This is a genomic window from Rhizobium sp. RSm-3 (assembly GCF_001854685.1).
GTDB classification, from domain to species: domain Bacteria; phylum Pseudomonadota; class Alphaproteobacteria; order Rhizobiales; family Rhizobiaceae; genus Rhizobium; species Rhizobium ecuadorense.
Window position 1 is genome coordinate 70,224 of sequence record NZ_MAWZ01000002.1, and the last position, 25,611, is coordinate 95,834.

Sequence of the window (25,611 nt, forward strand, 5' to 3'; positions counted from 1 at the left end):
TCCTTTACGAAAACAGAAGCCGTGCGGATGAAATCCGCGCGGCTTAATTCTTCTGACCTTTGAAGGATGATCGCGATGAGCGCCGCCCCGCAGGAAGATGCTTTGAGCCTTGCCGAAACGCAGCCGGTGGGTAATGTCGGCCGCATGAAGATTCTCATCATCGAAGATGATCTCGAAGCCGCGGTCTACCTCACGAAAGCCTTTCGTGAGGCGGGCATCGTCGCCGATCACGCCAGCGATGGCGAGGCCGGCCTGTTCATGGGGTCGGAAAATACCTACGACGTCATCGTCATCGACCGTATGCTGCCGCGTCGCGACGGTCTCTCCGTCATCAGCGAGCTTCGCCGCAAGGCGATCCATACGCCGGTCCTCATCCTCTCGGCGCTCGGCCAGGTCGATGACCGCGTCACCGGCTTGCGTGCCGGCGGCGACGACTATCTGCCGAAGCCCTATGCCTTCAGCGAATTGCTGGCCCGCGTCGAGGTGCTCGGCCGCCGCAAGGGCACGCCGGATCAGGACGTCGTCTACCGCGTCGGCGATCTCGAACTCGACCGCCTCTCCCACGAGGTGCGCCGCGGCGGCAAGGAAATCCCGCTGCAACCGCGCGAATTCCGCCTGCTCGAATATCTGATGAAGAACGCCGGCCAGGTGGTGACCCGCACCATGCTGCTCGAAAACGTCTGGGACTATCACTTCGACCCGCAGACCAACGTCATCGACGTCCATGTCTCGCGGCTGCGCTCGAAGATCGAGAAGGATTACAGCCAGCCGCTCCTGAAGACCATTCGGGGCGCGGGGTACATGATCAAGGATGAGGGATGAGCCGCTTCAGGGTTCTCTTCAAGTCCACCGCAGTCCGCCTTTCGGCACTCTATATCCTGCTTTTTGCCATCTGCGCCGCGACCCTCGTCTTCTATGTGACGGCGATGTCGGAACGGCTGTTGACCGGCCAGATCCGCGATGCCGTCAAGCAGGAGGTGGAGCAGGTGCAGCGCGCCTATGACACCGGCGGCATGAACCTTCTCCTGCGCACCATGGAGCGGCGCGCCCGTCAGCCGGGCGCCAATCTCTACATCATCGCCGGCCCCTCGGGCGATATTCTCGCCGGCAACGTCGCCTCGGTGCAGCCGGGTGTTTTCGAGGAAATCGGCTGGACCTCCGCGTCTTTCATCTATCAGCGTTATACCGACAGCGGCGTCGAGCGCCGCCACAAGGCGATCGCCAATATCTTCGTGCTCGACAACGGCTTGCGGATCCTGATCGGCCGCGACCTCGGCGATCCCGAGCGGTTTCGTCTGCTGGTGCGCCAGGCGCTGATGGTGGCCTTGGCGATCATGGGGCTCGGCGCCATCATCATCTGGTTCGCCATCGGCCGCAATGCGCTGAAACGTATCGACCGCATGTCGGATGCGAGCAAGAAGATCATGGCCGGCGACCTGTCGCAGCGCCTGCCGGTCGGTGGCTCCGGCGATGAATTCGACCGGCTGTCGATGTCGTTGAACACCATGCTGGAGCGCATCGAGAAGCTGAACGAAGGCCTGCGGCAGGTCTCCGACAATATCGCCCACGACCTCAAGACGCCGCTGACGCGGCTGCGCAACAAGGCCGCCGATGCGCTCGACATGACCGATGGCGAGACGCGGCGCACCGCGCTCGAAGGCATCATTTCTGAATCGGATCAGCTCATCCGCACCTTCAACGCGCTGCTGATGATCTCGCGCGTCGAGGCCGGATCGGTGGCGGCGGAGATGTCGCCGGTCGAGCTTTCGGCGATCGTCTCCGACAGCGCCGAGCTTTACGAACCGGCGGCCGAGGAGGCCGGGCTCGGCCTCAGCGCCAGCGTCGAACCCGGTGTCGAGGTGCAGGGCAATCGCGAGCTGATCGGCCAGGCGATCTTCAATCTGCTCGACAATGCCATCAAATATTCCTCCGATACCGAAGGGGCGGGCACGGTATCGCTGAAGCTGGCCCGCCGCCCGGACGGCATCTGTCTTTCGGTGGCCGATCATGGGCCGGGCGTTCCGGCCGAGCGGCGCGACGACGTGGTGAAGCGGTTCGTGCGCCTCGACGAAAGCCGTTCGAAGCCCGGGACGGGGCTCGGGCTCTCGCTGGTGGAAGCCGTCATGGAGCTGCACAATGGCCGGCTGGAGCTCTCCGATACCGATCCGGACAAGCCCGGACAGCGCGGCCTGACCGTCAGCATGATTTTCCCGGCCAAGGCTGCGTGACTCTTCTGCCGAATGACCATCGGCTGAATCGCGTATTGGCGGTTTGGCGCCAAGACCCTAGTTTAATCCCGATCGAAGCAGGCGGTTCGCGATTCCCCGTGGCCGCTTTCTTCCGCTTGAAGCCAGGGAGAGCGCATGCTGACGAAATCGACGCATGGCCTGAAGGATGTGGCCGAAGGCCTGCTGCGTCCGCTGAGCCAGACGGAGCTGAAGCTGGCGATGGCCGATCTTCAGGAGGCTGGCAAAAGCGAGCGGTCGGTGGCTGCGATGCTGAAGACGGAAGGCCCGCTGCGCGATTTCATCGCCGCGGCGCTGACGCTGTCGCCTTATCTGCGCGAAATCGCCAATCTCGATCCCGCCGTCCTCGCCGGCGCCGTCACGCAGCCGCTGGAGCCGCAGATCGAGGCGCTGGTCGCCGAGGCGCGCGGCTGCTGGCGGCCGGAGGGCGAGGGGGCCGCACCGGCGGAATCGGCTGTCATGACCAGGCTGCGCATCATCAAGCGCAAGGTCGCCTTCCTAGTCGCGCTCGCTGATCTCTCGCGCATCTTCGACGGGCGGGCGACGACGGCCTGGCTGAGCGAGCTGGCAGAAGCGTCAGTCGCCGCCGCGATCGACCATCTGCTGCTGGCGGCCCATCAGGGCGGAAAGTTGCAGCTGCGCAATCCGGCTGCCCCCAGCGACGGCTCCGGGCTGATCGTGCTCGGCATGGGCAAACTCGGCGCCTGTGAGCTCAACTATTCCTCCGATATCGATCTGGTCGTCTTCTTCGACGAAGAGGCCGGCATCGTGCCCGATCCCGATGACGCGATCGAAGTGTTCCCCCGGATGATGCGCCGCTTGGTGCGCATCCTGCAGGAGCGTACCGCCGACGGCTATGTCTTCCGCACCGATCTCAGATTGCGCCCCGATCCCGGCTCGACGCCGCTGGCGATCCCGGTCGAGGCGGCGATGATCTATTATGAGGGCAGGGGCCAGAACTGGGAGCGGGCAGCCTTCATCAAGGCGCGCGCCGTTGCCGGCGACCTTGCCGCGGGCAGCGATTTCCTGCGCGGGCTTTCCCCTTTCGTCTTCCGCAAATATCTGGATTATGCGGCGATCGCCGATATCCATTCGATCAAGCGGCAGATCCACGCGCATAAGGGCCACGGCGCCATCGCCGTCAAAGGCCACAACGTCAAGCTCGGTCGCGGCGGCATCCGCGAGATCGAATTCTTCGTCCAGACCCAGCAGCTGATCGCCGGCGGCCGCATGCCGGCCTTGCGCGGCCGGGCGACGGAAGAAACGCTCGGCGAACTCACCAAGGCGAAATGGATCGATGCCGAGACGCGGGACGAACTGACGGAGGCCTACTGGTTCCTGCGCGATGTCGAGCATCGCATCCAGATGGTGCGCGACGAGCAGACCCATCTGCTGCCGGAGACGGATGGCGACCTGAAGCGCATCGCCTTCATGATGGGCTTTACCGATACGCCGAGCTTCGCCGAACGGCTGGTCGGCGTGCTGAAGACGGTCGAGCGGCGTTATGCCCACCTGTTCGAGCAGGAAAGCAAGCTTTCCACCGGCACCGGAAACCTCGTCTTCACCGGCCAGGGCGACGATCCGGATACGCTGCAGACGCTGAAGAAGCTCGGTTTCACCAGGCCATCCGATATTTCCCGCATCATCCGCACCTGGCATTACGGCCGCTACCGCGCCACCCAATCGGTCGAGGCGCGCGAAAGGCTGACGGAGCTGGCGCCGGAGCTTTTGCGGGTTTTCGGCGAAAGCAAGCGCGCCGACGAGGCGCTGCTGCGTTTCGACAGCTTCATCTCCGGGCTTCCTTCCGGCATTCAGCTGTTCTCGCTGCTCGGCAGCAACCCGGCGCTCCTGTCGCTGATCGTCAACATCATGTCCTCGGCACCACGGCTTGCCGAGGTGATTGCCGCGAGGCCGCATGTCTTCGACGGCATGCTCGATCCCGGCCTGATGGCCGAGCTGCCGACCCGCGATTATCTCGGCGAACGGCTGAAGGGCTCGCTTGCCCAGGCGCGCCATTATGAGGAGCTGCTCGACCGGCTGCGCATCTTCGCCGCCGAGCAGCGCTTCCTGATCGGCATCCGCCTGTTGACCGGTGCAATCAACGGCCAGATGGCCGCACGCGCCTTCACCCATCTCGCCGATCTGATCATCACAGCCGCGCTCGAGGCCGTGGTCAGCGAGATGCGGATAGCGCACGGCGACTATCCCGGCGGGCGCATCGCCGTCGCCGGCATGGGCAAGCTCGGCAGCTTCGAGCTGACCGCGGGGTCCGACATCGACCTGATCCTGCTCTATGACTATGACGGCGATGCCTCCGAATCCGACGGGGCAAAGCCGCTGGACGCGACGCGTTACTTCACCCGCATCACCCAGAGGCTGATCGCCGCTCTGTCGGCGCCGACCGCCGAAGGCGTGCTCTATGAGGTCGACATGCGGCTGCGCCCCTCCGGCAACAAGGGGCCGGTCGCCACTCGTATCAATGCCTTCGGCAAGTATCAGCGTGAAGAGGCATGGACCTGGGAGCACATGGCGCTGAGCCGCGCCCGGCTGATCTCGGGCGATGACAGCCTGATCGCCGAGGCGGAACATATCATCCGCGAGGTGCTGACTTCAGATCGCGACATTGACAAGGTGGCGCATGACGTTGCCCAGATGCGCGAACTGATCGACACGGAAAAGCCGCCCTCCGGCCCATGGGACCTGAAGCTGATCCCCGGCGGTGTCATCGATCTCGAATTCATCGCCCAGTATCTGGCGCTGATCGCCCCCACCCGGGGTGTAGGCATTGCAGTCAACGGGCTGAGCACTGGCGAGGCCTTGAAGGTGCTGGGCGACCGGCTGATGGCGGCGGCCGATCTCGATATATGCCTCGAAGCCTTCGCACTCCACACCAGTCTTTCACAGCTGATCCGACTCTGCATCGAGAGCGAGTTCGACCCGAACGACGCGCCGTCCGGCCTCGTCGAACTCGTCTGCCGCGCCGGCGACTGCCCTGATATCAGGACGCTGGAAGGCGAGCTGAAACGGCTTTCGAAGGCGGTCAGGAAGATCTTCCTGAAGGTCGTAACGGCCTGAGGCAGGATGAACGGCGACGTGTTTTAGACATCATCCGGAATGCGCAGCGAGATCACCGTGCCCACAGCTTCGCGGGAGCGGATCTTCATGCGGCCGCCATGCAGCGCGGTCAGCGAGCGGGAGATGGCGAGCCCGAGGCCGGAGCCGCCCTTGCTCTTGGCATATTGGCTCTGCACCTGCTCGAAGGGCTGGCCGATCTTCGCCAGCGCCGAGCGTGGAATGCCGATGCCGGTGTCGGCGATGGTGACAAGGACGGCGCCGTCGATGCGGCGTGTGCGCACCGCGATGCGGCCGCCATTGTCGGTGAACTTCACCGCATTGGAGAGCAGGTTGAGAAGCACCTGTTTCATCGCCCGGCGGTCGGCCGTCAGCGTCAGGCCGGATGAGATGCGCTGATCGATGACGATGTTCTTCTCGGCCGCCGGAATGGCGGTGAAGCGCAGGCTTTCCTCGATCAGCGGCACCAGATCGATGCGCTCGCAATGCAGCCGGAGATGGCCGGCCTCGATCTTCGACATATCGAGAATGTCGTTGATGACGTTGAGCAGGTGTTTCCCGCTGTCATGGATATCGCGGGCATATTCGTCGTATTTCAGCGAGCCGAGCGGCCCGAACATCTGGTTCTGCAGGATTTCGGAGAAGCCGAGGATGGCGTTGAGCGGCGTGCGCAGCTCATGCGACATGTTGGCGAGGAATTCCGACTTCGCCTTGTTGGCGGCCTCGGCGCGCTCTTTTTCCGCCTGGTAGTTGGCATTCGCGGTCGAAAGCTCGGATTTCTGGATCTCCAGCGTCTGGCGCGAGGCCGAGAGATCGCCGATCGTCGCCATCAGCCGGCGCTCGGATTCGCGCAGCCGCTCCTGATGGCGTTTCATCAGCGTGATGTCGGTTCCCACAGAGACCCTGCCGCCGTCGCGGGTGCGCCGCTCGTTGATCTGCAGCCAGCGCTCGTCGGCAAGCTGCACCTCGGTCGTGCGCGAATAGCCGGGGCCGTCAGCATCGGCTATCCGCCGCTCGATGACGGGGCGGGCAGCGGCGGCATTGACGATCGAGCGCTCGGTGCCGGGCACGAGCACGCTGTCCGGCAAGCCGTAAGCCTGCTGGAAATGCGTGTTGCACATGACCAGCCGATCGTTCTTGTCCCACAGCACGAAGGCCTCGGAGGTGCATTCGATGGCGTCGGCAAGCCGCTGGTCGGCTTCCGCGTAACGCTGGGCGAGCCGATGCTGTTCGGTCACATCCATGGCGATGCCGATCAGGTGCACACGGCCGGAATTGCTGCGGATCACCTGGGCGCGGGCGCGCATCCAGACATAGTGGCCGCCGGCATGGCGCATGCGAAAGATCTGATCCACCTGGCCGGAATGGCCCTTGGCGATGGCGCGGGCGATCTCGTAGAGCCCGCCGTCATCGGGATGCATCAGCCGCGCGGCTTCGCCGAAGCCCATCGTCTTGTCGGAGCCCGGCAGGCCGAGCATGTCGTACATCGAGCGCGACCAGAAGAATTCGCGGTTCTCGAAATCGAAGTCCCACAGGCCGCAGCGGCCGCGCGACAGTGCCGTCTCGACGCGCAGGTTCGATTCCAGGAAAATGTCGTCGGCGTCGCGGGCGCGCTTCACCTGCGTGTAATAGGCATAGAGGATGACGAGCAGGATCGAGGAGATGCCGGCAAACAGCGTCACGTTGAGGGCCAGCTGCTCGCGCCAGAGCCGGCTGATCTCGTCGAGCGAGGTGGCGGCGACGATATAACCGCCGGCATTGCCCATCAGCGTGATCTCGGCGTAGTGCGGCACGCCGCCGATCGTCGTTTCGATGACGCCGGCGCGATCGCCGAAACGCCGGATCGCCGAAACCTCGGGGAAGAAATCGCCGACATTGCTGCCGACATGCGAAAGCCCGGCGGTCGTTGCGGCAAAGACCTTGCCGCTCGCCTGCACGAGCAGCACGAAGGCGCCGCTGTCGAGCCGGTCCTGCGGCAGGAACCTGGCGAGCCGGGCCTGCGCTTCTGCGATATCGCCGCTGTCGAAAATGTCGGATGCATCGGCAAACACCGCGGAGGCGGTCGCGGCCGAAAGTGCCGTGGCATGGCGGGCAGAGGCTTCCAGGCGGGAGTATTCGCTGACCATGCCGAAGAAATGCGAGGCGGCGACGACGAAGAGGAAGGCGACGATCAGCGCCGGAATGGCGCGCTTCAGGAGCAGCTCGGCCTTTGGCAGATGACGCAGAAGCGGTTCCGATGTCGCATGACCGGAAAGGCTGTCTCGCCAGGCTTTCAACCCGTCAAAATCGACACGCAGCCGTCCTCCGGCCACGGTTGCCCGCCGCACGTCCATCATCTTTTCGCCTTGTCCCTCGTGTGATTCGCGCGCCGCTCGCTCGAACCTGACCTAGAGAATCATGGGTGATTCGCCTTGTCCAGAGGCAAAGGTAAAAATCCGTTAACTATTTATAATCTAGCGCTTTTCGGGCGATTCGATCTACTCGGCAACCGGCCGCCGAATTATTCCCTGCGGCCGGTCGAAGCAAATTACCCTTTAAGCGTGCGCTCGACGATATCGCGCACGTCTGTGGAAAGAGCGTCGGCCTGCTCGATCTCGTTCAGCGCCGCGCGGGCGTGATCGGCGCGCGCCGGTTCCAGCGAGCGCCAGGAGCGCATCGAGGTCAGAATGCGGGCGGCAAGCTGCGGGTTGCGCTCGTCGATATCGAGAATCTGACCGGCGAGGAAACGATAGCCTTCGCCGTCGGCGCGGCCGAAGCCGGTCGGATTGGCAAAGGCGAAGGTGCCGACCAGCGACCGCATCCGGTTCGGATTGGTCCGCTTGAACAGCGGATCGTTCATCAGGGCGCGGACCCGATCCAGGGTTTTCGCGCCGGGAATGCCGGCCTGGATCGCAAACCATTTGTCGATAACCAGCGCATTCTCCGCAAACCGCTCACGGAAGGCGGCGAGCGCTTCGGCTGTCTCCGCGCTGTCGGGGAAACGATGGGCGAGGATCGTCAGCGCATGGCTGAGATCGGTCATGTTGTTGGCCGCATCGAAGGCAGCCCTGGCGCGGGCCGGCGTCTGCTCGGCATATGAGAGATAGGTCAGCGCCGTATTGCGCAGCGCCCTGAGGCCGGCGCTTTTCGCGTCCGGGCTGAAATCGCCCGATGTCGTCGTCGCGGCGTAGAGGCCGGCAAAAACATCCTTCCCGGCATCGGCGATCTGCTTGAGGATTGCCTGCCGGCCGGCATGGATGGCATCGGGATCGTTGTTGCCGCCGAGTTCGCGGGCGATGTCGGATTCGCTCGGCAGCGCCAGCGCCTGGGCGCGGAAGGCAGGCTCGAGGCTGTCGTCGGCGGCCGCCGCAATCAGCGTCTCGACAAAGGTCGCCTCGCAGACGACCGGCTTGCCCTCGCGGGCGTCGCGCGCGGCTTTGAGGAGGTTCGGCAGTGCCAGATCGGTCAGGGCCTGCCAGCGGGCGAAGTGATCGGTCTCATGTCGGGCGAGGTGGGCGAGATCGGCCGGGCTCTGATCGAAATGCAGGTTGATCGGCGCCGAGAAGCTGCGGTTGATCGAAACGACCGGCCGCGAGCCGATGCCGTGGAAAACTGCCGTCTGCGTGCGGCCGGTGAAATGCAGCACTTGGCCGGCATATTCCGCGCCCTCGACCGAGCTCGGCTCGAGCTTGCCGCCGTTTTCGCCGAAGAGCGCCAGGCTGAGCGGAATATGCATCGGCTCCTTGCTCGGCTGGCCGGGAGTGGCCGGGATCATCTGTTCGAGCGACAGGGTGAAGCTGCCGGCGGCCGCATCATAGCTGCCGGATGCGGTGACGAGCGGCGTGCCGGCCTGATGGTACCAGAGCGAGAATTGCGTGAGGTCGCGTCCGCTCACATCCTCGAAGCATTTGACGAAATCCTCGATCGTCACGGCCTGGCCGTCATGGCGATCGAAATAGAGATCCATGCCCTTCTTGAAGCCGTCCTTGCCGAGCAGGGTCGCGATCATGCGCGTGACCTCGCTGCCCTTTTCGTAGACCGTCGTCGTGTAGAAATTGTTGATCTCGCGATATTTCGTCGGCCGCACCGGATGAGCGAGCGGGCCGCCGTCTTCCGGGAACTGCTCCGATTTCAGATGGCGCACCTCGGCGATGCGCTTGACCGGGCGCGAGCGCTGGTCGGACGAGAATTCGTGGTCGCGATAGACCGTCAGGCCTTCCTTGAGGCAGAGCTGGAACCAGTCGCGGCAGGTGATGCGGTTGCCGGTCCAATTGTGGAAATATTCATGCGCAATGATCGTTTCGATATTGGCATAATCGGCATCGGTCGCCAGTTCCGGATCGGCAAGGACGTATTTGTCGTTGAAGACGTTGAGGCCCTTGTTCTCCATCGCGCCCATGTTGAAGTCGGAGACGGCGACGATCATGAAGATGTCGAGATCGTATTCGCGCCCGAACCTCTCTTCGTCCCACTTCATCGAGCGTTTCAACGCGTCCATCGCATAGGCGGCGCGCGGCTCCTTGCCGTGCTCGACATAGATCTTCAGCACCACCTCGCGGCCGGACATGGTGGTGAACGTGTCTTCCACGACGCCGAGATCGCCGGCAACGAGCGCAAAGAGATAGCTCGGCTTCGGATGCGGGTCGAACCAGGCGGCGAAATGCTTGCCGGGGCCATAGCCGGCGCCGCCGAGGAAGTTGCCGTTCGACAAGAGCAGCGGGTTGGCCTCCTTGTCGGCGATGATGTTGACCGTGAACGGCGCAAGCACGTCGGGCCGGTCGGGGAAATAGGTGATGCGGCGGAAGCCCTCCGCCTCGCATTGCGTGCAGTAGATGCCGCCGGTGCGGTAAAGGCCCATCAGCTGGGTGTTGGCCTCGGGGTTGATGACCGTGGTGATCGTCAGCTCGAAGGGCGCACTCTCGGGCAGATCGCGCACCGTCAGGCTTTCCGCCGTTGCGTCATAACGCGAAGGGTCGAGCTCCACCTGGTCGAACAGCAGCCCCGACAGCGTCAGTTCGTCGCCGTCGAGCACGATCGGCGCTGCCGGATCGGCGCCGGGGCGGCGATGAAAGATCAGGCGTGCCTCGACCTTTGTTTCCGTCGGGTCGAGTTCGAAGGTCAGGTCCACGCGTTCCAGCACGAAGTCGGTGGGACGGTAATCTGCCAGATGAATGACCTGGCCGGTATCTGTTCGCATGGTGTTTCCTGAAGACCGTTATTTGACAACCGCGGAATACAGAGGCGGGCGCACTCTGCCATAAATTTGCCGGGCATGATTACATTAAAGTCTGAACTAAAGTTAAAGCAAATTGCCCGCAAACACCAAGTTCACGGGCAAAATATCCTGTTTGGAGCGGATAAGCCCGGCCGCTGCGGAGCGCGCCGCTATTTCAGATTGAGCGCCGCCTTGATTGTCGCGTCATTTTCCGTCTGCTGTACGACGACGCCGTACCAGCCGAGCCCATCATAATCCTCGTAGCCCAGGGTGCGCGCGAAGGCGACGATCGAGCCATTATTGTCGTAGTAGCTGCCCTTGGCCCGGCCGGCGGGATTGGCGAGGGCGAAATGCGAAAACAGCAGGGCGGGATTGGTGGTGGCGATCACCCGGCTCTTGCCGTCGAGCAGCATGACCGTTGTTTTCTCCGCCATCTGCGGCGGCAGGTTCGCCTCTTTTTCGACGATCGCCTGGCCCTGGTTCTGCCAGTCGAAATAAACGCCGAGCGTGCCGATCAGCCGTCCGTCGAGCTTGCCCTCCTGGCGGATGCCGGTGGCATAGACGAGCGCATGCCTGTTGTCGTGGAGCGGGCTCGCCTTGACCTCGTCGACACTATAGGCGTCGCCGGAGGAGCAGGCCGACGCCGCACGGAACCACGGATCGCCGGCAAGGCTTGTCCCGACGAGCTTGCGCTGGAACTTGGGATTGGCGGAGGCGATCACCTTGCCGGAAAGATCGGTCATGACGAGATCGAGATAGACGGTGTAGAAGCGGTTGATGGCGCCGAGACGCTCCGCCGCAAAGGCGACGGTTTCCCGATCCGGATTCTCAAGTGCCTGCCAGAGTGCCGGATCCGTCGCCCACCAGCGCACATCGGCGGTGCGCTCGAAAAGATTGCGGACGATGAGCTGCACCAGCGTCTGCGCCAGGTCGGTGAGGCGAACGCCTTCCATTTCCTCGACCAGGCAATCCGCCATGGCGCGGCTGAGGCCGATGCGGCCGAGCACGTTGCTCTCGAACCTGCCGGTGATGTCGGTTGCGATCTGTGCCAGCCGCTGTACCTCGTTGGCAACGACCGCAAAGCCCTTTCCGGTCTCTCCGGCTCTTGCCGCTTCGATCAGCGCATTGATGGCGAGTAGCTTGATCTGCTTGACGATATTGGTGTTGTCGGCGCTGAAGCGCTCGAGGTCGGTGCTGATGCCGTCGGTGACGACGCGCATCGAGCGCGGTGTCGCATTCTGCGACTGGGCAATGGTTTCGGCGCTAAGCGGCTTCATCAAATGATCCTGGAAGGGGCGGGCAATCGTTTGCAGGTCGAAAAATTTCGAGATCTGTAAAAACGATGCGTGCCTATGGTTTTCAATTGGTTAACACCGACCGGTCAGAGGTGAACATTTTGGGGCGAAATCGCTGAAGAGAGGATAAATTCGATGCGTGGGCGTGCATTGCCGCTCCGTCCAGCCAGCGGTCGACGATGATTTTGCGATTCTGCCGCGCTGCTTGCGAATTTTTCGCCAATCCGGATTTTCTTCGCTACGATAGGGAACGTCATCCTCTGCGTTCCCGAGTCGAACGCGTCTTCCCGTTCCCGTTAAGTCGGTATCAAGAGCCAGGATCATGCACGCGGTTCTCAAAAACCCGATGAGAGGCATTGCGCTGAAGGTCTCGTCGGTCGTGGTCTTCCTGGCCATGCAGACCTTCATCAAGCTGGCCGGTTCGGACATTCCGCCGGGGCAGGTAACTTTCTGCAGGTCCTTCTTCGCGCTCTTTCCGATCATGGCTTATCTCGCCTATATCGGGCAACTGCGCGCCGCCTTCTACACCGCCAATCCGGTCGGCCACCTGAAGCGCGGCACGATCGGCATTCTGTCGATGGCTTTCGGTTTCTACGGTCTGCTGCATCTGCCCCTGCCGGAGGCGATTGCGCTCGGCTATGCGCTGCCGCTCGTCGCCGTTATCTTCGCCGCGGTTTTTCTCGGCGAGACCGTGCGCATCTATCGCTGGAGCGCAGTCCTGGTCGGCATCGTCGGCGTCGCCATCGTCTCCTGGCCGAAACTCACGCTGTTCCGCAATGGCGGCATGGAGGCCGAGCAGGCCGTCGGCGCGCTCGCAGTGCTGCTCTCGGCGGTTCTCGGCGGCATGGCGATGATCCAGGTGCGCCGCCTCGTCGAGGAGGAGAAGACGGCGACGATCGTGCTCTATTTCTCGCTCACCGCTTCGGTCTTCTCGCTGGCCTCCCTGCCGTTCGGCTGGCTCGCCCTCGCATGGCCGTCGGCGCTCTATCTGATCGCGGCCGGCTTTTGCGGCGGTGTCGCGCAGATCCTGCTGACGGAAAGCTACCGCCATGCCGACGTCTCCACCATCGCGCCGTTCGAATATACCTCGATCCTGCTCGGCGGCATCGTCGCCTATTTCGTCTTCGGCGACGTGCCGAGCGTGACCATGCTGATCGGCACCCTCATCGTCATCTCCGCCGGCATCTTCATCATCTATCGCGAGCACCAGCTTGGCATCGAGCAGCGGGAGGCGCGCAAAGCCACGACGCCGCCGGCCTGACCCCGGCAAGCCGCTGATATGAAAGGCTTTAATGCGAGGATTGCCGCGATTGGAAAATTGCTCGCAAAGAGCGAAAAGAATGGTGAATTCTTGGGATACCGCTCTCTCACGGAATATGTTTGTTGAAGATGAGCGAGTATCATTTATTTGAAGCTGTGCATGTCTGAATGGCCGCTGATGCCGGAAGAGCGCTCGGTGTCGTTACTCCGATCGCCGGTCGGCGAGGGAGGTGGAGAAAAGCGTAATGGCATTCACGGCGGAGCAATTGGCGGAGAACTGCTCCTTTCTGCTGAGTATCCGCTTTTTGGCTGGGCAGATGCGCGGTGTGTTCGATGCCGGTCCGCGCCTGGCGCGATTGCTCGCCTCGCATCAGCGCTGGCTTCTGACCCAGACTGCCTATGCCCTCAACCTGGAATATGATCCGCGCGACCCGACCTCGGGTTTCACCGCCGTCCGGCTGACCGGGCGCATCACCGCGCATAAGGTGGCGAGCCGTAACACCGTGCTCGCCTTCATCGAAGAGCTCTATACCTACCGTTTCATCGTTCACACTCCCGGCGACGAGCGGCGGCGACCGCGTCATTTCGAGCCGGCCGACGTCAGCCATCAGGCGATGTTTGCCTGGATTCATTCCAATCTCGGCGCGCTCGATCTGCTTGACGGCGGTCAAAGGGCGGCGTTTTTTCAGGCAAACCCATCCATGATGCGGCTCGTTCAGCCGCGCATTGCCCGCCATTGCCTTGAGGATGCCGCCTGGCGCGAACCGCCGGAACAGGTGGCGATGTTCCTCTGGACGGAAGCCGGTGGCCTCGTCGTCGACAACTTCATCGCCCGCATGGATATGGAAAGCAGCGAACCGGAGAGGTTCTCCGTCGGCCGGGTCGAAACCCGCGCGCTCGCGGCCGATTTCATGATGTCGCGCACCCATCTGCAGCGGCTCCTGGCAAAGGCGGCGCAACGCGGCAGCGTCGGCTGGTACGACGAACCACGCAAGGCGCATCTTTGGATATCGCGGGATTTCGTCGAGCAATATTGCGCCTGGCAGGCGGTCAAGTTCGCCTATGTCGACGAAGCCTTCGAATGGGCGAAAGCCCAGTTCGAGGAAATGGCCGTCTGATCAGAGAACGATTGCCGCAGCGCTTGAGCCGCCATTGCCGGCATCGGTCGGCTTTACCGAAAGCTCGCGCTCATATTCCCGCGCGGCTGAGACTGCGACGCGGATATGTTCGAAGGTCTCGATGTTGCGCAGAAGCGATATCAGGATCGTCATCTTGTCACTCTTAAAAAGCAGGCGAAGCGCCTGCCGCTCAATATTGCTGGAAGTCCGAGAAAATCGCGTCGGGGCGCGCCGTGCGGCCGTTGATGCCGGTGCCGCGGGCGGTCATCTGTTCATTCGCGGCAAAGCCGAAACGGCTGTAGCCGTGGGTGGAACGAACTTGGTCGCCAGCGAGGCGAAGGGTTTCAAACCCGCTATGGATAGGACGAAAATGCTTGTTCATGGCCTTGGTTCCTGTGGTTCCTCCCAAGACACCACCTCATATTGCGGTGCAGCATCGATTCCGCAATGCGTCACGGCGGGATGCAGCTATGCGCAAGGCGCATAGACTGATTCATAAATTATTCAACTTTGGCTAATTTCTAAGCAAAGAGAGAGACTTAAGCTTCGCTTGAAAGGAGAGCAGGTCGTTCCAGGCCAGCCGTTTATTGACCGGCGCGGTCAACAGATCCTGCGGATGCAGGCTGGCTATGGCAGGAATGACACAGTCTGCAGCGGCGATCTCCTTCCAGCGGCCGCGCAGGCCGTGAATCGTGTCGTTTTCGCCGAAGAAGAAGCGGGCCGAAAAATTGCCGAGCAGCAGGATCGCCTTGGGTTCGGCCAGCGCGATCTGCCGTTCGATGAAGGGCCGGCAGATGTCCATTTCGGCGGCCGAGGGCGCACGATTGCCAGGGGGCCGCCAGGGGATGACCTGCGTCAGCAGAATGCTCGAGCGCGTCAGCCCGATCGCCGCCAGCATCTTGTCGAACAGCTGGCCCGATTTTCCCGAGAAAGGCACGCCTTCACGATCGTCTTCGGCGCCCGGCGCCGAGCCGATCACCATGATACCGCTTTCGGCATCGCCGCTGGCAAAGATGGTCGAGCGGGCGCTGTGCTTGAGGTTGCAGCCGTTGAAGGCTTCGATCGCGGTCTTGAGCTCTGCCAGCGACCGCGCGGATTCGGCGACGAAACGCGCCTGCTGCACCGCCTCGCCGTCCGGGATCGCCGGTTGCGGGCCGGAAGCGGCGCGTTCGGCCGGGGCAGGGCGTGCCGCTGCATTCGGGCGCGTCGGTGCCCGGCCTTCGCCGGAGATGGCACGTTCCCCGACGGCGGCAGGTTGCGACTGCGCCTGTGTCGCCGGGCGCCGGGCGGCCTTCATCGCCTCGAATTCGGCGAAGCGGTCGACCGCCTCTTCCTCCAGCAACCATTCCACGCCGGCATCCGCATGGAAATGCAGAAGCGCTGCGAGCTCGGCGGGGGAAAGGTCGTTGGCGGAGATCATCCGACAGGTTTAGCGGAGAGACTGTGGCATGGAAAGGGCAGGCGACGGATTGCCCACCCTTGCCAGTGCTATTGCACAGTCCATTGCGCGATGTCGTCGCGTTCGCCGATCAGCGCCAAGCCGTGGGCGATCGACAGCAATTCGCCGCCGCTCTCGATCTTGTCGCTGTCGAAGCGTTCGGTGAAAATGCGCCGCACCGCCGGCACGAAGGAGGTGCCGCCGGTCAGGAACACCTTGTCGATGCCGGATGCATCGGTGTTGGTCTTTTCCAGCACGTCGTCGAGCGCGCCTTCGATTCGGGCGAGGTCGTCGACGATCCAGCTTTCGAAATCGCTGCGCTTGATTGTGCGATGACCGGCGCGGCCGAGCGGAGCGAAATCGAACGGAGCCTCTTCGGCGGAGGAAAGCGCCATCTTCGTTGCCGAGACCGCCTGGTAGAGCGGATAGCCCTCGTCATGGTCGATCAGGTCGACGAAGATTTCCAGCTTCTCCGGTTCCAGCGCCGTGCGCACCAGCTTCTTCAGATCCTCGAATTCCCGCGAGGTCTTGAAGATCGACAGCTGATTCCAGCGGCTGAAGCTCGCATAGTAGTTCGACGGCACCTCGAGGATCTTGTCGAAGCTCTTGAAATGGCTGCCCTTGCCGATCTGCGGCGCGACGATGTTGTCGATCATGCGCGCATCGAAATGGTCGCCGGCCACACCGACGCCCGAATGGCCGATCGGCGTTGCCGTCAGTTTGCCGGCCCTGGTCTCGAAGCGGATCAGCGAATAGTCCGTCGTACCGCCGCCGAAGTCGGCGACGAGCACGGTCGCATCGTACTTCAGATTCTGCGCGAAGTAGAAGGCGGCGGCAACCGGCTCGTAGACATAGTGAATTTCCGGAAAGCCGAAGCGCGTCAGCGCCTCGTTGTAGCGTTGCACCGCCAGCACCGGGTCCGGACTGGCGCCGGCGAAATGTACCGGGCGGCCGGTGATGATGCGGCTGGTATCATCGGGCCAGCTCTCGCCTGCGTAATGGCGAAGGCGCCGGATGAAGATTTCCATCAGGTCTTCGAAGCTCTGCCGCTTGCCGAAAATGATCGTGCCCTGGAAAAGCGCGCTTGCGGCAAAGGTCTTGATCGATTGCAGGAAACGACAGTCGCCGGGATTGTCGATGAACTGCCGGATCGCCGCATGGCCCGCCTCCACCTTCAGCGCCGAGGCGCCGAGTTGCGCATCCTTCATGAAGGAAAGCGCCGTGCGCATGCTGTCGGCCGTGCCTTCAGTGCTGGTGAACGCCATCGAGCGCGTCGCCCCGCTATCCGCCATGGCGAGAACCGTATTGGTCGTGCCGAAGTCCAAACCCAGCGCCTGAGCCATGCCCGCACCTCTTTCATGCCGATTGTTATTGGAGGCGGAGCATGGCTCCGCGAAGGGGCGTAAGCACGCCCCGGATTCAGGAGGGCGGGTGATGCCACAGGGGCGTGACACATTCAAGGGAATTGAAGGTTGATATGACCGCAGGCGCACTTCTTCTTCCGGTTGGAATGAAGAAGTGCGCCGCAAGGGGATAATCGGCAGTACCGAAATCAGAGGGCCGTCATCATTCGGCTGCCATTGCCCTTGCCTCCTGCACCACCGGTTCCTCCACCTTCTTTCCGCCGATCAGGCGGCCGAGGAAGTTTCCGAAGCGGTCCATCTCGACGAAGATGACCGGGGTGATGAATAGCGTCAGCATCTGCGAGACGATCAGGCCTCCGACGACGGCGATGCCGAGCGGCTGGCGCAGCTCCGAACTTGCGCCGGTGCCGAGCGCGATCGGCAGAGCGCCGAGCAGGGCGCAAAAGGTCGTCATCATGATCGGCCGGAAGCGCCGCACGCAGGCCTCGTGGATCGCCGCCGTCGCCTTTTCGCCTGTCGTGCGCATCGTCTCCACTGCCACGTCGATCATCATGATCGCGTTCTTCTTGACGATGCCGATCAACATCAGCAGGCCGATCAGGGCGATGATCGACAGATCGAAGCCCATGATCTTCAACGCCAGCAGCGCGCCGAAGGCCGCGGCCGGCAGGCCGGAGAGGATGGTGAGCGGATGGATGAAACTCTCATAGAGCACGCCGAGCACGACATAGATGGTCAGCACCGCCGCCAGGATCAGATAGGGCGTATTGCCCTGCGACTGCTGGAAGATTTCAGCCGTGCCGCCATAGGAGGTGAAGACGTCGGCCGGCACGCTGATGTCCTTCTTGATCTGCTCGACCGCCGCCGTGGCATTGCTGAGTGAGACGCCTTCCGGCAGGTTGAAGGAAACCGTGGTCGAGACCAGCTGGCCCGTCTGGTTGATAGTCACCGGGCCGGTGGTGCGTTGCACATGGGCGAAATTTGACAGCGGCACGAGGCTGCCATTGGAGGAGGCGACGCGGATTTCCGACAGTTTCTGGTCGTCCCAGGGTTTGCTGGTGTCGTATTCGACGATGACGTCGTAGCTGTCGCCGGTCGACTGGATTTCCGCCGCCGCATAGCCGCTGAAGGATTCCTGCAGCGTCGTGCGCAGCGTGTCGTTGTCGATGCCGTAGGCGGCTGCCCGCTCGGTATCGATGACGATATTGGCCTGGAGAGCGTTGTTCTGGGCGTCCGAGGTCACGTCCGTGAACAGGCCGCGGTCGCCACGCATCGCCGCCTGGATCTTGCCGGCCCAGAGGTTGGTCTGGTCGGCGCTGAGCGCCTGCACCACCAGCTGATACTGGCTGGCGGTCTGGCGGCCGCCGAAGCGCAGGCTCTGGTTCGGCGTCACGAAGGCCTGCAATCCGGGGATCTTGTTGATCGCCGTGCGCAGCTCGCGCAGCGTCTGGTCAAGCGGCGGACGCTCCTTCTTGTCCTTGAGTTCGACGAACATCGAGCCGTTGTTCTGCGGTTTGTTCGGGTTGCCGCCGATCGTCGACATCACGTGGTTGACGGCCGAGTTTGCCTTGACGGCGGCTGCCGCCTGCTGCTGCAGCGCTTCCATGGCGGTATAGGAAATATCCTGGCGCGCCTGGGTGCTGATCGTCAGACGGCCGATATCCTCCTGCGGGAAGAAGCTCGTCGGCAGCGTCATGAAGAAATAGATCGTCAGCGCCACCGAGCCGAGGAAAACCCCGAGGATCGTCAGGCGATGGCGAAGGCACCAGCCGACCGCCCTGTCATAACCGTTCAGCGTCCGCTCGAAACCGGCATCGAAGATGCGGATGAGAAGCGGCGGCCGGCTGTGGTTGTTGGAGAGGCGCGAGCCGAGCATCGGCGTCACGGTCAGCGAGACGATCGCCGACGAGATGATGGCGATGGCGACCACCATGCCGAATTCGTTGAACACGCGGCCGACGACGCCGCCCATCAGCAGGATCGGAATAAACACCGCAATCAGTGAAACCGACATTGAGATGATGGTGTAGCTGACTTCGCCGGCACCCTTGATCGCCGCTTCCCGCACCGGCATGCCTTCCTCGACATGGCGCAGGATGTTTTCGAGCATGACGATCGCGTCGTCGACCACCAGCCCCACCGCGAGCGTCAGCCCCAATAGTGAGATGTTGTCGATGCTGTAGCCGAGCACATACATCATGCCGAAGGTCGAGATCAGCGACAGCGGAACGGCAAGTCCCGGAATGATCGTTGCCGTGGCATGGCCAGTAAAGAGGTAGATGACGAGAACGACGAGGCCGATCGTCAGGAACAGCGTGAACTTCACGTCGGCGATGGCGGCACGGATCGGTTTTGCCGCGTCGTTCATCACGACCGTGTTGACCGAGGGTGGAATTTCGGCGTGAAGCTGCGGCAGCTTGGCGTTGATCGCATCGACGACATCGACCGTGTTGGCATCCGGCTGACGCTGAATGGCGAGGATGATGCCGCGCTGGCCGTCATACCAGCTTCCGGTATACTGGTTCTCGACGCTGTCCTGCACGTCGGCGATATCGCCGAGATGGATCGGCGCGCCGTTCGGATTGGCGATGACCAGCGAGCGGAACTGTTCGGCATTGGTGCGCTGCGTGTTCGCCGTGATGGTCATGCTCTGCGAATTGTTCTGCAGCGTTCCCACCGGCTGCTGGCTGTTGGCCGCAGCCAGCGCCTTGTTGACGGTATCGATGCCGATGCCGCGGGTGAGCAGCTTGTTGGGGTCGACCTCGACGCGCACGGCATAGGTCTGCGCGCCATAGACGCTGACTTGGGCAACGCCCGGCAGCGTCGAAAGCGACGGCGAGATGATATCCTCGGCGATCTCGTCGAGCTTGCTGCGCGGCATGGTGTTGCTCTGTACCGAGAGCAGCATGACCGGTGCATCGGCCGGGTTGGTCTTGCGGTAACTCGGCGGAGTCGTCAGATTGTCGGGCAACTGCCTCGTTGCATGCGAGATCGCCGCCTGCACGTCGGCCGCAGCGGCGTCGATATCGCGGTTGAGATCGAACTGCAGCACGATGCTGCTGCTGCCGAGCGAACTCGAGGCGCTGATTTCGCTGATCCCGGGAATGGTCTCGAACTGCTTGATCAGCGGTGTGGCGACCGAGGTTGCCATCGTCTGCGGCGAGGCGCCGCTCAACTGCGCCGAAACGTTGATTGTCGGAAAATCGACCTGCGGCAATGCCGCGACCGGCACGAGCCGGTAACCGGCGAGACCGGCCAGAATGACGCCGATGGCAAGCAGCGTCGTGGCGACGGGGCGCTGGATACAGAAATTGGGGATCATTGCTGAGCTCCCACCGCGATCGTCTCGGACTGTTGCTGTTGCCGAGGCTCTTCGGCGGAGGCGACATCAAGCGCCTTTTCATCGAACTGCTCGTTGATCGCCTGCTGGTCGCTGAGCTGGCCCTGACCCTCGACGACGACATGGTCGCCTTCCGAAAGACCCGATTCGATGGCGGTGAAGCCGCCATTGGCGCGGGCAACGGTGACCGGCGTCAGATGCGATTTGCCGTCCTTGGCGACGAAGGCGAAGAAACCGTCCGGCCCGGGGCTGACGGCAACCGTCGGCACCACCACCTGCTGATCGTTATTGTTGAAATGCACGACGATATTGACCGACTGGCCGGGCCAGAGCGCCCCGGAGGCGTTCTCGAATTTCGCCTTGGCGAGGATCGTGCCGGAGGCGGTGTCGACCGTGTTGTCGTAGAAGCTGATCTCGCCCTTGCGGACCTGTCCCTTGGTGGAAGCGGGAACCGTGCTGACTTCGACCGGGCCGGCTGCGAGTGCGCTCTTCAAGGTGCGCAGGTAGCGTTCCTGCAGATGGAATTTTACATAGATCGGATCGTATTTGGCGATGGTGACGATGGCCGCGCCGGCACTGAGGAAAGCGCCCCTGCTGATGGCGATATCGCCGAGCCGGCCGTCGAAGGGGGCGCGGATATCGGTGTTTTCGAGGATGATCTGATCGGAGGCGAGCGTCGCCTTGTCGGCATCGACCGTGGCGGCGGCGGTATCGCGGGCGGCGACCGCCTGGTCGAGACTCTGCTGGGTGCCGGCCTTCTGGTCGAAGAGATCCTGCGCACGCGTCAATGCGGTTTCGGATTCCGAAAGAGTTGCCGTGTCACGCACGATCATCGCATTGTCCTTGTCGACCGCCGCCTTGGCCGTCCGGTCGTCCAGCTTGGCGATCAGGTCGCCGGCTTTGACGGTCGCCCCATCCTGGCCATTGATACTGACGATCAGGCCCTGTTCCTGTGCGGCAATGGTCGTGTTGTCATCGGCGTCGGCCCAGCCGGTCGCCGTCACATCCGTCGGCAGCGTCGTTTTCACCGCCGCGACTGTTTTGACGACGGTCGGGCCGCCGCCGCGTTTGCGCCCGCCGCCCTGATGTTGGCCACCGTTCTGCGCTTGATCGGCCTGCGCCTGATCGCCCTCTGCCGGCTGCCCGCCATTGCCGCCAACCGGCTGCTTGATGAACTGCGAGAGGGTGGGAATGCGGGAGGCATAAGGGATCAGATTCCCGAATTGCCAGACGCCGACGGCGGCAACTGTGATAACGCTGACAGTGATCCAAAATTTCTTCATGGGCGAGACCGGGTGTTGAACGGGGTTTGCGATTTTATGCCCTGATTGAGCCGCCTATATTGCGGCGCAAAAAAGACATAATTCCCGGGTCGGCATCACTAAGTGGTTATAACGGCTTAAATTTTTGTAATGAATATTCCGTAATATTCAAACTATACTAATATAGGCCCAGTGTAGCCTGGTGCCCTTTGACGGCGGACGAAGTCGGTCCGCACGGTTCGTTGCCCGGCGAAAAACACGGGAAAAACCCGAGAAAGCAGGTCGTCATGACCGAGTTGAACGCCAGCGAATTTCGCTCTCTCATCATAAGCGTGTTTCCTGAACTCACGGCCTCTGTCTTCAAGCTGGCGTCGAAGAGCTGGGACTCGCTTGCCGTCGACGTCGATGACACGCTGATCTTCAAATTTCCCCGCCATTCAGGTGCGGAAAGAGCGCTCGTGAAGGAAGCCGCCTTGCTGGACATCATCAGGCCGGCACTGTCGATGGCGGTTCCCGACATGCGCATTCACGATGGACCGTCGATTTTCTCCAGCCATGCCAAGATCGACGGCGAACATCTCATTGCCGCAGATTACGATACGCTTGGCGAAGGCGATCGTCAGCACCTCGCCGACGATCTGGCGCGCTTTTACGCCGAGCTGCATGTGCTCGATGCCGATCGGATGCGCTCGGCCGGCGCCGGGCCGATCCAGCCCTGGCAATCGCCAGAGACTGTGCGAATAAAGGCTTTGCCGCTGCTGCCGCCCGCGATCAGGCCCTTTGCCGAGGCTGTAATTTCAGATTTCGAAACCTTGCCGCCCGATCCCCACGGCAACATCTACGGCTTCTTCGATGGTCATGGCTGGAACATGGCCTTCGACCATGCGCAAGGCAGGCTCAACGGCATTTACGATTTCGCCGATTCGGGCTTCGGGCCGTTGCATCAGGAGTTCATCTATTCGAACTTCATCTCGCCCGATCTGACCGCCCGCATCATATCGGCCTATGAAATGCTGACCGGACGCAGGCTCGACCGGCGGCGCATCGCGATCCTGACCGGCTTCCATCGGTTGTCCGAGCTCGCCGAGCTTGCCGACGATCCGGCGCATGTCGGATCGATGGTCCAAAGTGCGGCGAGTTGGGCCGCTGTTGCGGCCCATGCCGGCTAAGCCGCCGTCAGACGGATCGGGCCGCGCCGCCGTCGCAGCGGATCAGCGAGCCGGTGATGTAGCTGGCCGGCTGGCTGCACAGGAAGGCTGCCGTCGCGGCAAATTCCTCAACCCGGCCGTAGCGGCCGACCGGAATGCGCGCTTCCTTATCGGTGCGGATCTCTTCGAGGCTCTTGCCCGTCCGCTTTGCCGCCGCACCGTCCAGATCGTCGAGCCGCGCCGTCAGGATGCTGCCCGGCAGGAGCAGGTTGGTGGTGACGCCGAAGCCAGCCACTTCGGAGGCAAGCGTCTTGCTCCAGCCGGCAAGCGCCGGGCGCAGCGTATTCGACAGGGCCAGATTGGCGATCGGTTCGATCACGCCTGAGGAAGCTACCGTCAGGATCCGGCCCCAGCCCTGCGCCTTCATGCCGGGCAGCAGCGCATTGGTCAACGTGATGACGCGGGCGACCATGGAAAGGAAATAGGTATCGAGCTTTTCACCCGTCATCTCCTCGGTCGTGCCGGGCGTCGGCCCGCCGGTATTGTTGACGAGGATATCGAGCCCGCCGAACTTCTCCTTCACCGCCGTCGTCACCGTCTCGACGAAGCGTTCATCTCCGAGGTCGGCCCAGATCCAATCGGCCCGGCCTTTGCCTTCGCCGTTGATCGTCTTGCAATTGGCCTCCAACTGCTCGCCGCTGCGCCCGCAAAGCAGCACGTTGGCGCCTTCGCGCGCCAGTGCTGTGGCGATACCGAGGCCGAGGCCACGTGAGGAGGCGAGGACGAGCGCCCGTTTGCCTTCGATGCCGAGATCCATGATTGTCCTCCTAGAACCGGATGATTTTAGGCCGGGTCGGCCTAAAATCTGAATCCTGTTCTACATTATAGAGTTAGAGCATGATGTCATAAGAAAACCGCGCACACTTTTCGGCATCATGCTCGATATCTTCGTGCGATGTATAAGGCGCATGCAGCGGAAAAGGAAAGGGAGTGTGACCGGTTCGGCGGCGTTTGTTAATTGACGTTAACGTAAACGTTATATAATTCTGCCGTACAAGGCATATCATTGTGCGAATTGAAGATTGGCTGTCGTATCCCGGCTCGACAAGGCTTGCTCGTTTTGACAAGAAAGTGCCTGAGGGATGACGGCTGCGCGCCGCCAAGCGGAGACGAGTGAATGACCGAGACGAGTGAGTTGCCTGAACGCGAAAGCATGGAATTCGACGTGGTGATCGTCGGCGGTGGTCCGGCCGGTCTTTCTGCGGCGATCCGGCTGAAGCAGGTCAATCCGGAGCTTTCGGTCGTCGTGCTTGAGAAGGGCTCGGAAGTCGGCGCCCATATTCTCTCCGGCGCTGTGGTCGATCCGATCGGCATCGACCGGCTGCTGCCCGGCTGGCGCGAAGAGGGTGAGCATCCCTTCAAGACCGAGGTCACATCAGACCACTTCCTGCTGCTCGGCCCGGCCGGCTCGATCCGCCTGCCGAACATGCTGATGCCGCCGCTGATGAACAATCACGGCAACTACATCGTCTCGCTCGGCAATGTCTGTCGCTGGCTGGCCGGCAAGGCCGAGGAACTCGGCGTCGAGATCTATCCGGGCTTTGCCGCAACCGAAGTGCTCTATGATGACAAGGGCGCGGTCATCGGCGTTGCCACCGGCGACATGGGCATCGAGAAGAACGGCGAGCCCGGCCCGAACTATACCCGCGGCATGGAATTGCTCGGCAAATATGTGCTGATCGGCGAAGGCGTGCGCGGCTCGCTCGCCAAGCAGCTGATCGCCAAATTCGATCTCTCGAAAGACCGCGAACCCCAAAAGTTCGGCATCGGCATCAAGGAGCTCTGGCAGGTCAAGCCGGAGMACCACAGACAAGGCCTGGTGCAGCACTCCTTCGGCTGGCCGCTCGGCATGAAGACCGGCGGCGGYTCCTTCCTCTATCACCTCGAAGACAATCTGGTSGCSGTCGGCTTCGTCGTCCACCTGAATTACAAGAACCCCTATCTCTATCCCTTCGAGGAGTTCCAGCGCTTCAAGACCCATCCTGCCATTCGAGGCACCTTCGAGGGCGGCAAGCGGCTGTCCTATGGGGCGCGCGCSATCACCGAGGGCGGYTAYCAGTCGGTGCCGAARCTGTCCTTCCCCGGCGGGGCGCTGATCGGCTGTTCCGCCGGTCTGGTCAACGTTCCCCGCATCAAGGGCAGCCACAATGCGGTGCTGTCGGGCATGCTGGCGGCCGAGAAGRTSGCGGCKGCRATYRCAGCCGGCCGCAGCCATGACGARGTSRYCGAGATCGARAMYGAATGGCGCCAGGGCGACATCGGCAAGGATCTCAAGCGGGTCAGGAACGTCAAGCCGCTGTGGTCGAAGTTCGGCACGGCGCTCGGCGTGGCGCTCGGCGGYCTCGACATGTGGACCAACACCYTGTTCGGCTTTTCTTTCTTCGGCACGCTTGGTCACGGCAAGACCGATGCGCAGTCGCTGGAGCCGGCCGCTCAACACAAGCCGATCGCCTATCCGAARCCGGATGGCGTTTTGACCTTCGACCGYCTGTCCTCGGTGTTCCTRTCGAACACCAATCACGAGGAGGATCAGCCGGTGCATCTSMAGGTCAAGGACATRGGCCTGCAGAAGCGYTCCGARCACGAYATYTATGCCGGCCCGTCGACSCGTTACTGTCCGGCCGGSGTCTACGAATGGGTGGAGAAGGACGGACAGGAYACCTTCGTCATCAACGCCCAGAACTGCGTCCACTGCAAGACCTGCGACATCAAGGACCCCAACCAGAACATCAACTGGGTGCCGCCGCAGGGCGGCGAGGGGCCGGTCTATCCGAATATGTAGGACAGGTGCTGGTCCGGGGCTTGGGAATGATG

The 25,611-nt window shown here is 62.4% G+C and carries 17 protein-coding genes; 7 read left to right on the top strand and 10 right to left on the bottom strand.

Annotated features, from left to right (window positions below):
• Positions 1-66: 66 nt before the first annotated feature.
• From BBJ66_RS03590 to BBJ66_RS03600, 3 genes are all read left to right on the top strand, one after another.
• The gene (locus BBJ66_RS03590) at positions 67-822 is read left to right on the top strand and encodes a response regulator transcription factor (protein WP_375166091.1); all 756 of its coding nucleotides are present in this window, start codon (positions 67-69) and stop codon (positions 820-822) included.
• Positions 819-2,228: a sensor histidine kinase gene (locus tag BBJ66_RS03595; protein ID WP_071085097.1), complete on the top strand. Its 1,410-nt coding sequence runs from the start codon at positions 819-821 to the stop codon at positions 2,226-2,228. Before BBJ66_RS03590 ends, BBJ66_RS03595 begins: the two co-directional genes overlap by 4 nt.
• A 135-nt stretch (positions 2,229-2,363) precedes the next feature.
• Positions 2,364-5,321 carry a bifunctional [glutamine synthetase] adenylyltransferase/[glutamine synthetase]-adenylyl-L-tyrosine phosphorylase gene (locus tag BBJ66_RS03600; protein WP_071085099.1) on the top strand — a complete coding sequence of 986 codons (2,958 nt, stop codon included), beginning with the start codon at positions 2,364-2,366 and terminating at the stop codon, positions 5,319-5,321.
• Positions 5,322-5,344: 23 nt separating this feature from the next.
• On the opposite strand, the gene BBJ66_RS03605 is transcribed toward BBJ66_RS03600, so the two are convergent.
• The 3 genes from BBJ66_RS03605 to BBJ66_RS35600 all read right to left on the bottom strand — a co-directional run bounded on the left by BBJ66_RS03605 (position 5,345) and on the right by BBJ66_RS35600 (position 11,789).
• A complete protein-coding gene (locus BBJ66_RS03605; protein ID WP_049735272.1) occupies positions 5,345-7,654 on the bottom strand; it encodes a PAS domain-containing sensor histidine kinase in 2,310 nt (769 codons plus the stop codon).
• A 191-nt stretch (positions 7,655-7,845) separates the two neighbouring features.
• The gene (pepN, locus tag BBJ66_RS03610) at positions 7,846-10,494 is read right to left on the bottom strand and encodes an aminopeptidase N (protein ID WP_049735273.1); all 2,649 of its coding nucleotides are present in this window, start codon (positions 10,492-10,494) and stop codon (positions 7,846-7,848) included.
• 188 nt (positions 10,495-10,682) lie between these two features.
• Positions 10,683-11,789, bottom strand: a complete 1,107-nt coding sequence (locus tag BBJ66_RS35600) for a methyl-accepting chemotaxis protein (protein ID WP_049735274.1) — start codon at positions 11,787-11,789, stop codon at positions 10,683-10,685.
• A 340-nt stretch (positions 11,790-12,129) separates the two neighbouring features.
• Between BBJ66_RS35600 and BBJ66_RS03620 the strand changes: the two genes are divergently transcribed.
• Complete coding sequence (locus BBJ66_RS03620; protein ID WP_049735275.1) at positions 12,130-13,068, top strand: DMT family transporter; 939 nt, start codon at positions 12,130-12,132, stop codon at positions 13,066-13,068.
• A 244-nt stretch (positions 13,069-13,312) separates the two neighbouring features.
• The gene (locus BBJ66_RS03625) at positions 13,313-14,185 is read left to right on the top strand and encodes a hypothetical protein (RefSeq protein WP_049735276.1); all 873 of its coding nucleotides are present in this window, start codon (positions 13,313-13,315) and stop codon (positions 14,183-14,185) included.
• Here the strand turns inward: BBJ66_RS03625 and BBJ66_RS34850 are convergent, their stop codons facing one another.
• The 6 genes from BBJ66_RS34850 to BBJ66_RS03650 form a co-directional block, all read right to left on the bottom strand.
• Entirely contained in the window at positions 14,186-14,338 is a 153-nt protein-coding gene (locus BBJ66_RS34850; RefSeq protein WP_167347825.1) for a hypothetical protein, read from the bottom strand.
• Positions 14,339-14,375: 37 nt separating this feature from the next.
• Positions 14,376-14,567, bottom strand: a complete 192-nt coding sequence (locus tag BBJ66_RS03630) for a hypothetical protein (protein ID WP_003569328.1) — start codon at positions 14,565-14,567, stop codon at positions 14,376-14,378.
• Positions 14,568-14,699: 132 nt separating this feature from the next.
• The gene (locus tag BBJ66_RS03635; protein ID WP_071085101.1) at positions 14,700-15,605 is read right to left on the bottom strand and encodes a uracil-DNA glycosylase; all 906 of its coding nucleotides are present in this window, start codon (positions 15,603-15,605) and stop codon (positions 14,700-14,702) included.
• Positions 15,606-15,673: 68 nt separating this feature from the next.
• Positions 15,674-16,966: an Hsp70 family protein gene (locus tag BBJ66_RS03640; RefSeq protein WP_071085103.1), complete on the bottom strand. Its 1,293-nt coding sequence runs from the start codon at positions 16,964-16,966 to the stop codon at positions 15,674-15,676.
• Between the two features lie 223 nt (positions 16,967-17,189).
• Positions 17,190-20,309: an efflux RND transporter permease subunit gene (locus BBJ66_RS03645; RefSeq protein WP_071085105.1), complete on the bottom strand. Its 3,120-nt coding sequence runs from the start codon at positions 20,307-20,309 to the stop codon at positions 17,190-17,192.
• Positions 20,306-21,610, bottom strand: a complete 1,305-nt coding sequence (locus BBJ66_RS03650; protein WP_071085106.1) for an efflux RND transporter periplasmic adaptor subunit — start codon at positions 21,608-21,610, stop codon at positions 20,306-20,308. Before BBJ66_RS03650 ends, BBJ66_RS03645 begins: the two co-directional genes overlap by 4 nt.
• Positions 21,611-21,876: 266 nt before the next feature.
• Here BBJ66_RS03650 and BBJ66_RS03655 point away from each other — a divergent pair, with 266 nt between their 5' ends.
• Positions 21,877-22,758 carry a phosphotransferase family protein gene (locus BBJ66_RS03655; protein WP_071085108.1) on the top strand — a complete coding sequence of 294 codons (882 nt, stop codon included), beginning with the start codon at positions 21,877-21,879 and terminating at the stop codon, positions 22,756-22,758.
• A gap of 7 nt (positions 22,759-22,765) precedes the next feature.
• Here the strand turns inward: BBJ66_RS03655 and BBJ66_RS03660 are convergent, their stop codons facing one another.
• Entirely contained in the window at positions 22,766-23,554 is a 789-nt protein-coding gene (locus tag BBJ66_RS03660; protein ID WP_049735282.1) for an SDR family oxidoreductase, read from the bottom strand.
• Positions 23,555-23,914: 360 nt separating this feature from the next.
• Here BBJ66_RS03660 and BBJ66_RS03665 point away from each other — a divergent pair, with 360 nt between their 5' ends.
• Positions 23,915-25,579, top strand: coding sequence for an electron transfer flavoprotein-ubiquinone oxidoreductase (locus BBJ66_RS03665; protein WP_071085109.1), 1,665 nt, complete (start codon positions 23,915-23,917; stop codon positions 25,577-25,579).
• Positions 25,580-25,611: the final 32 nt, after the last annotated feature.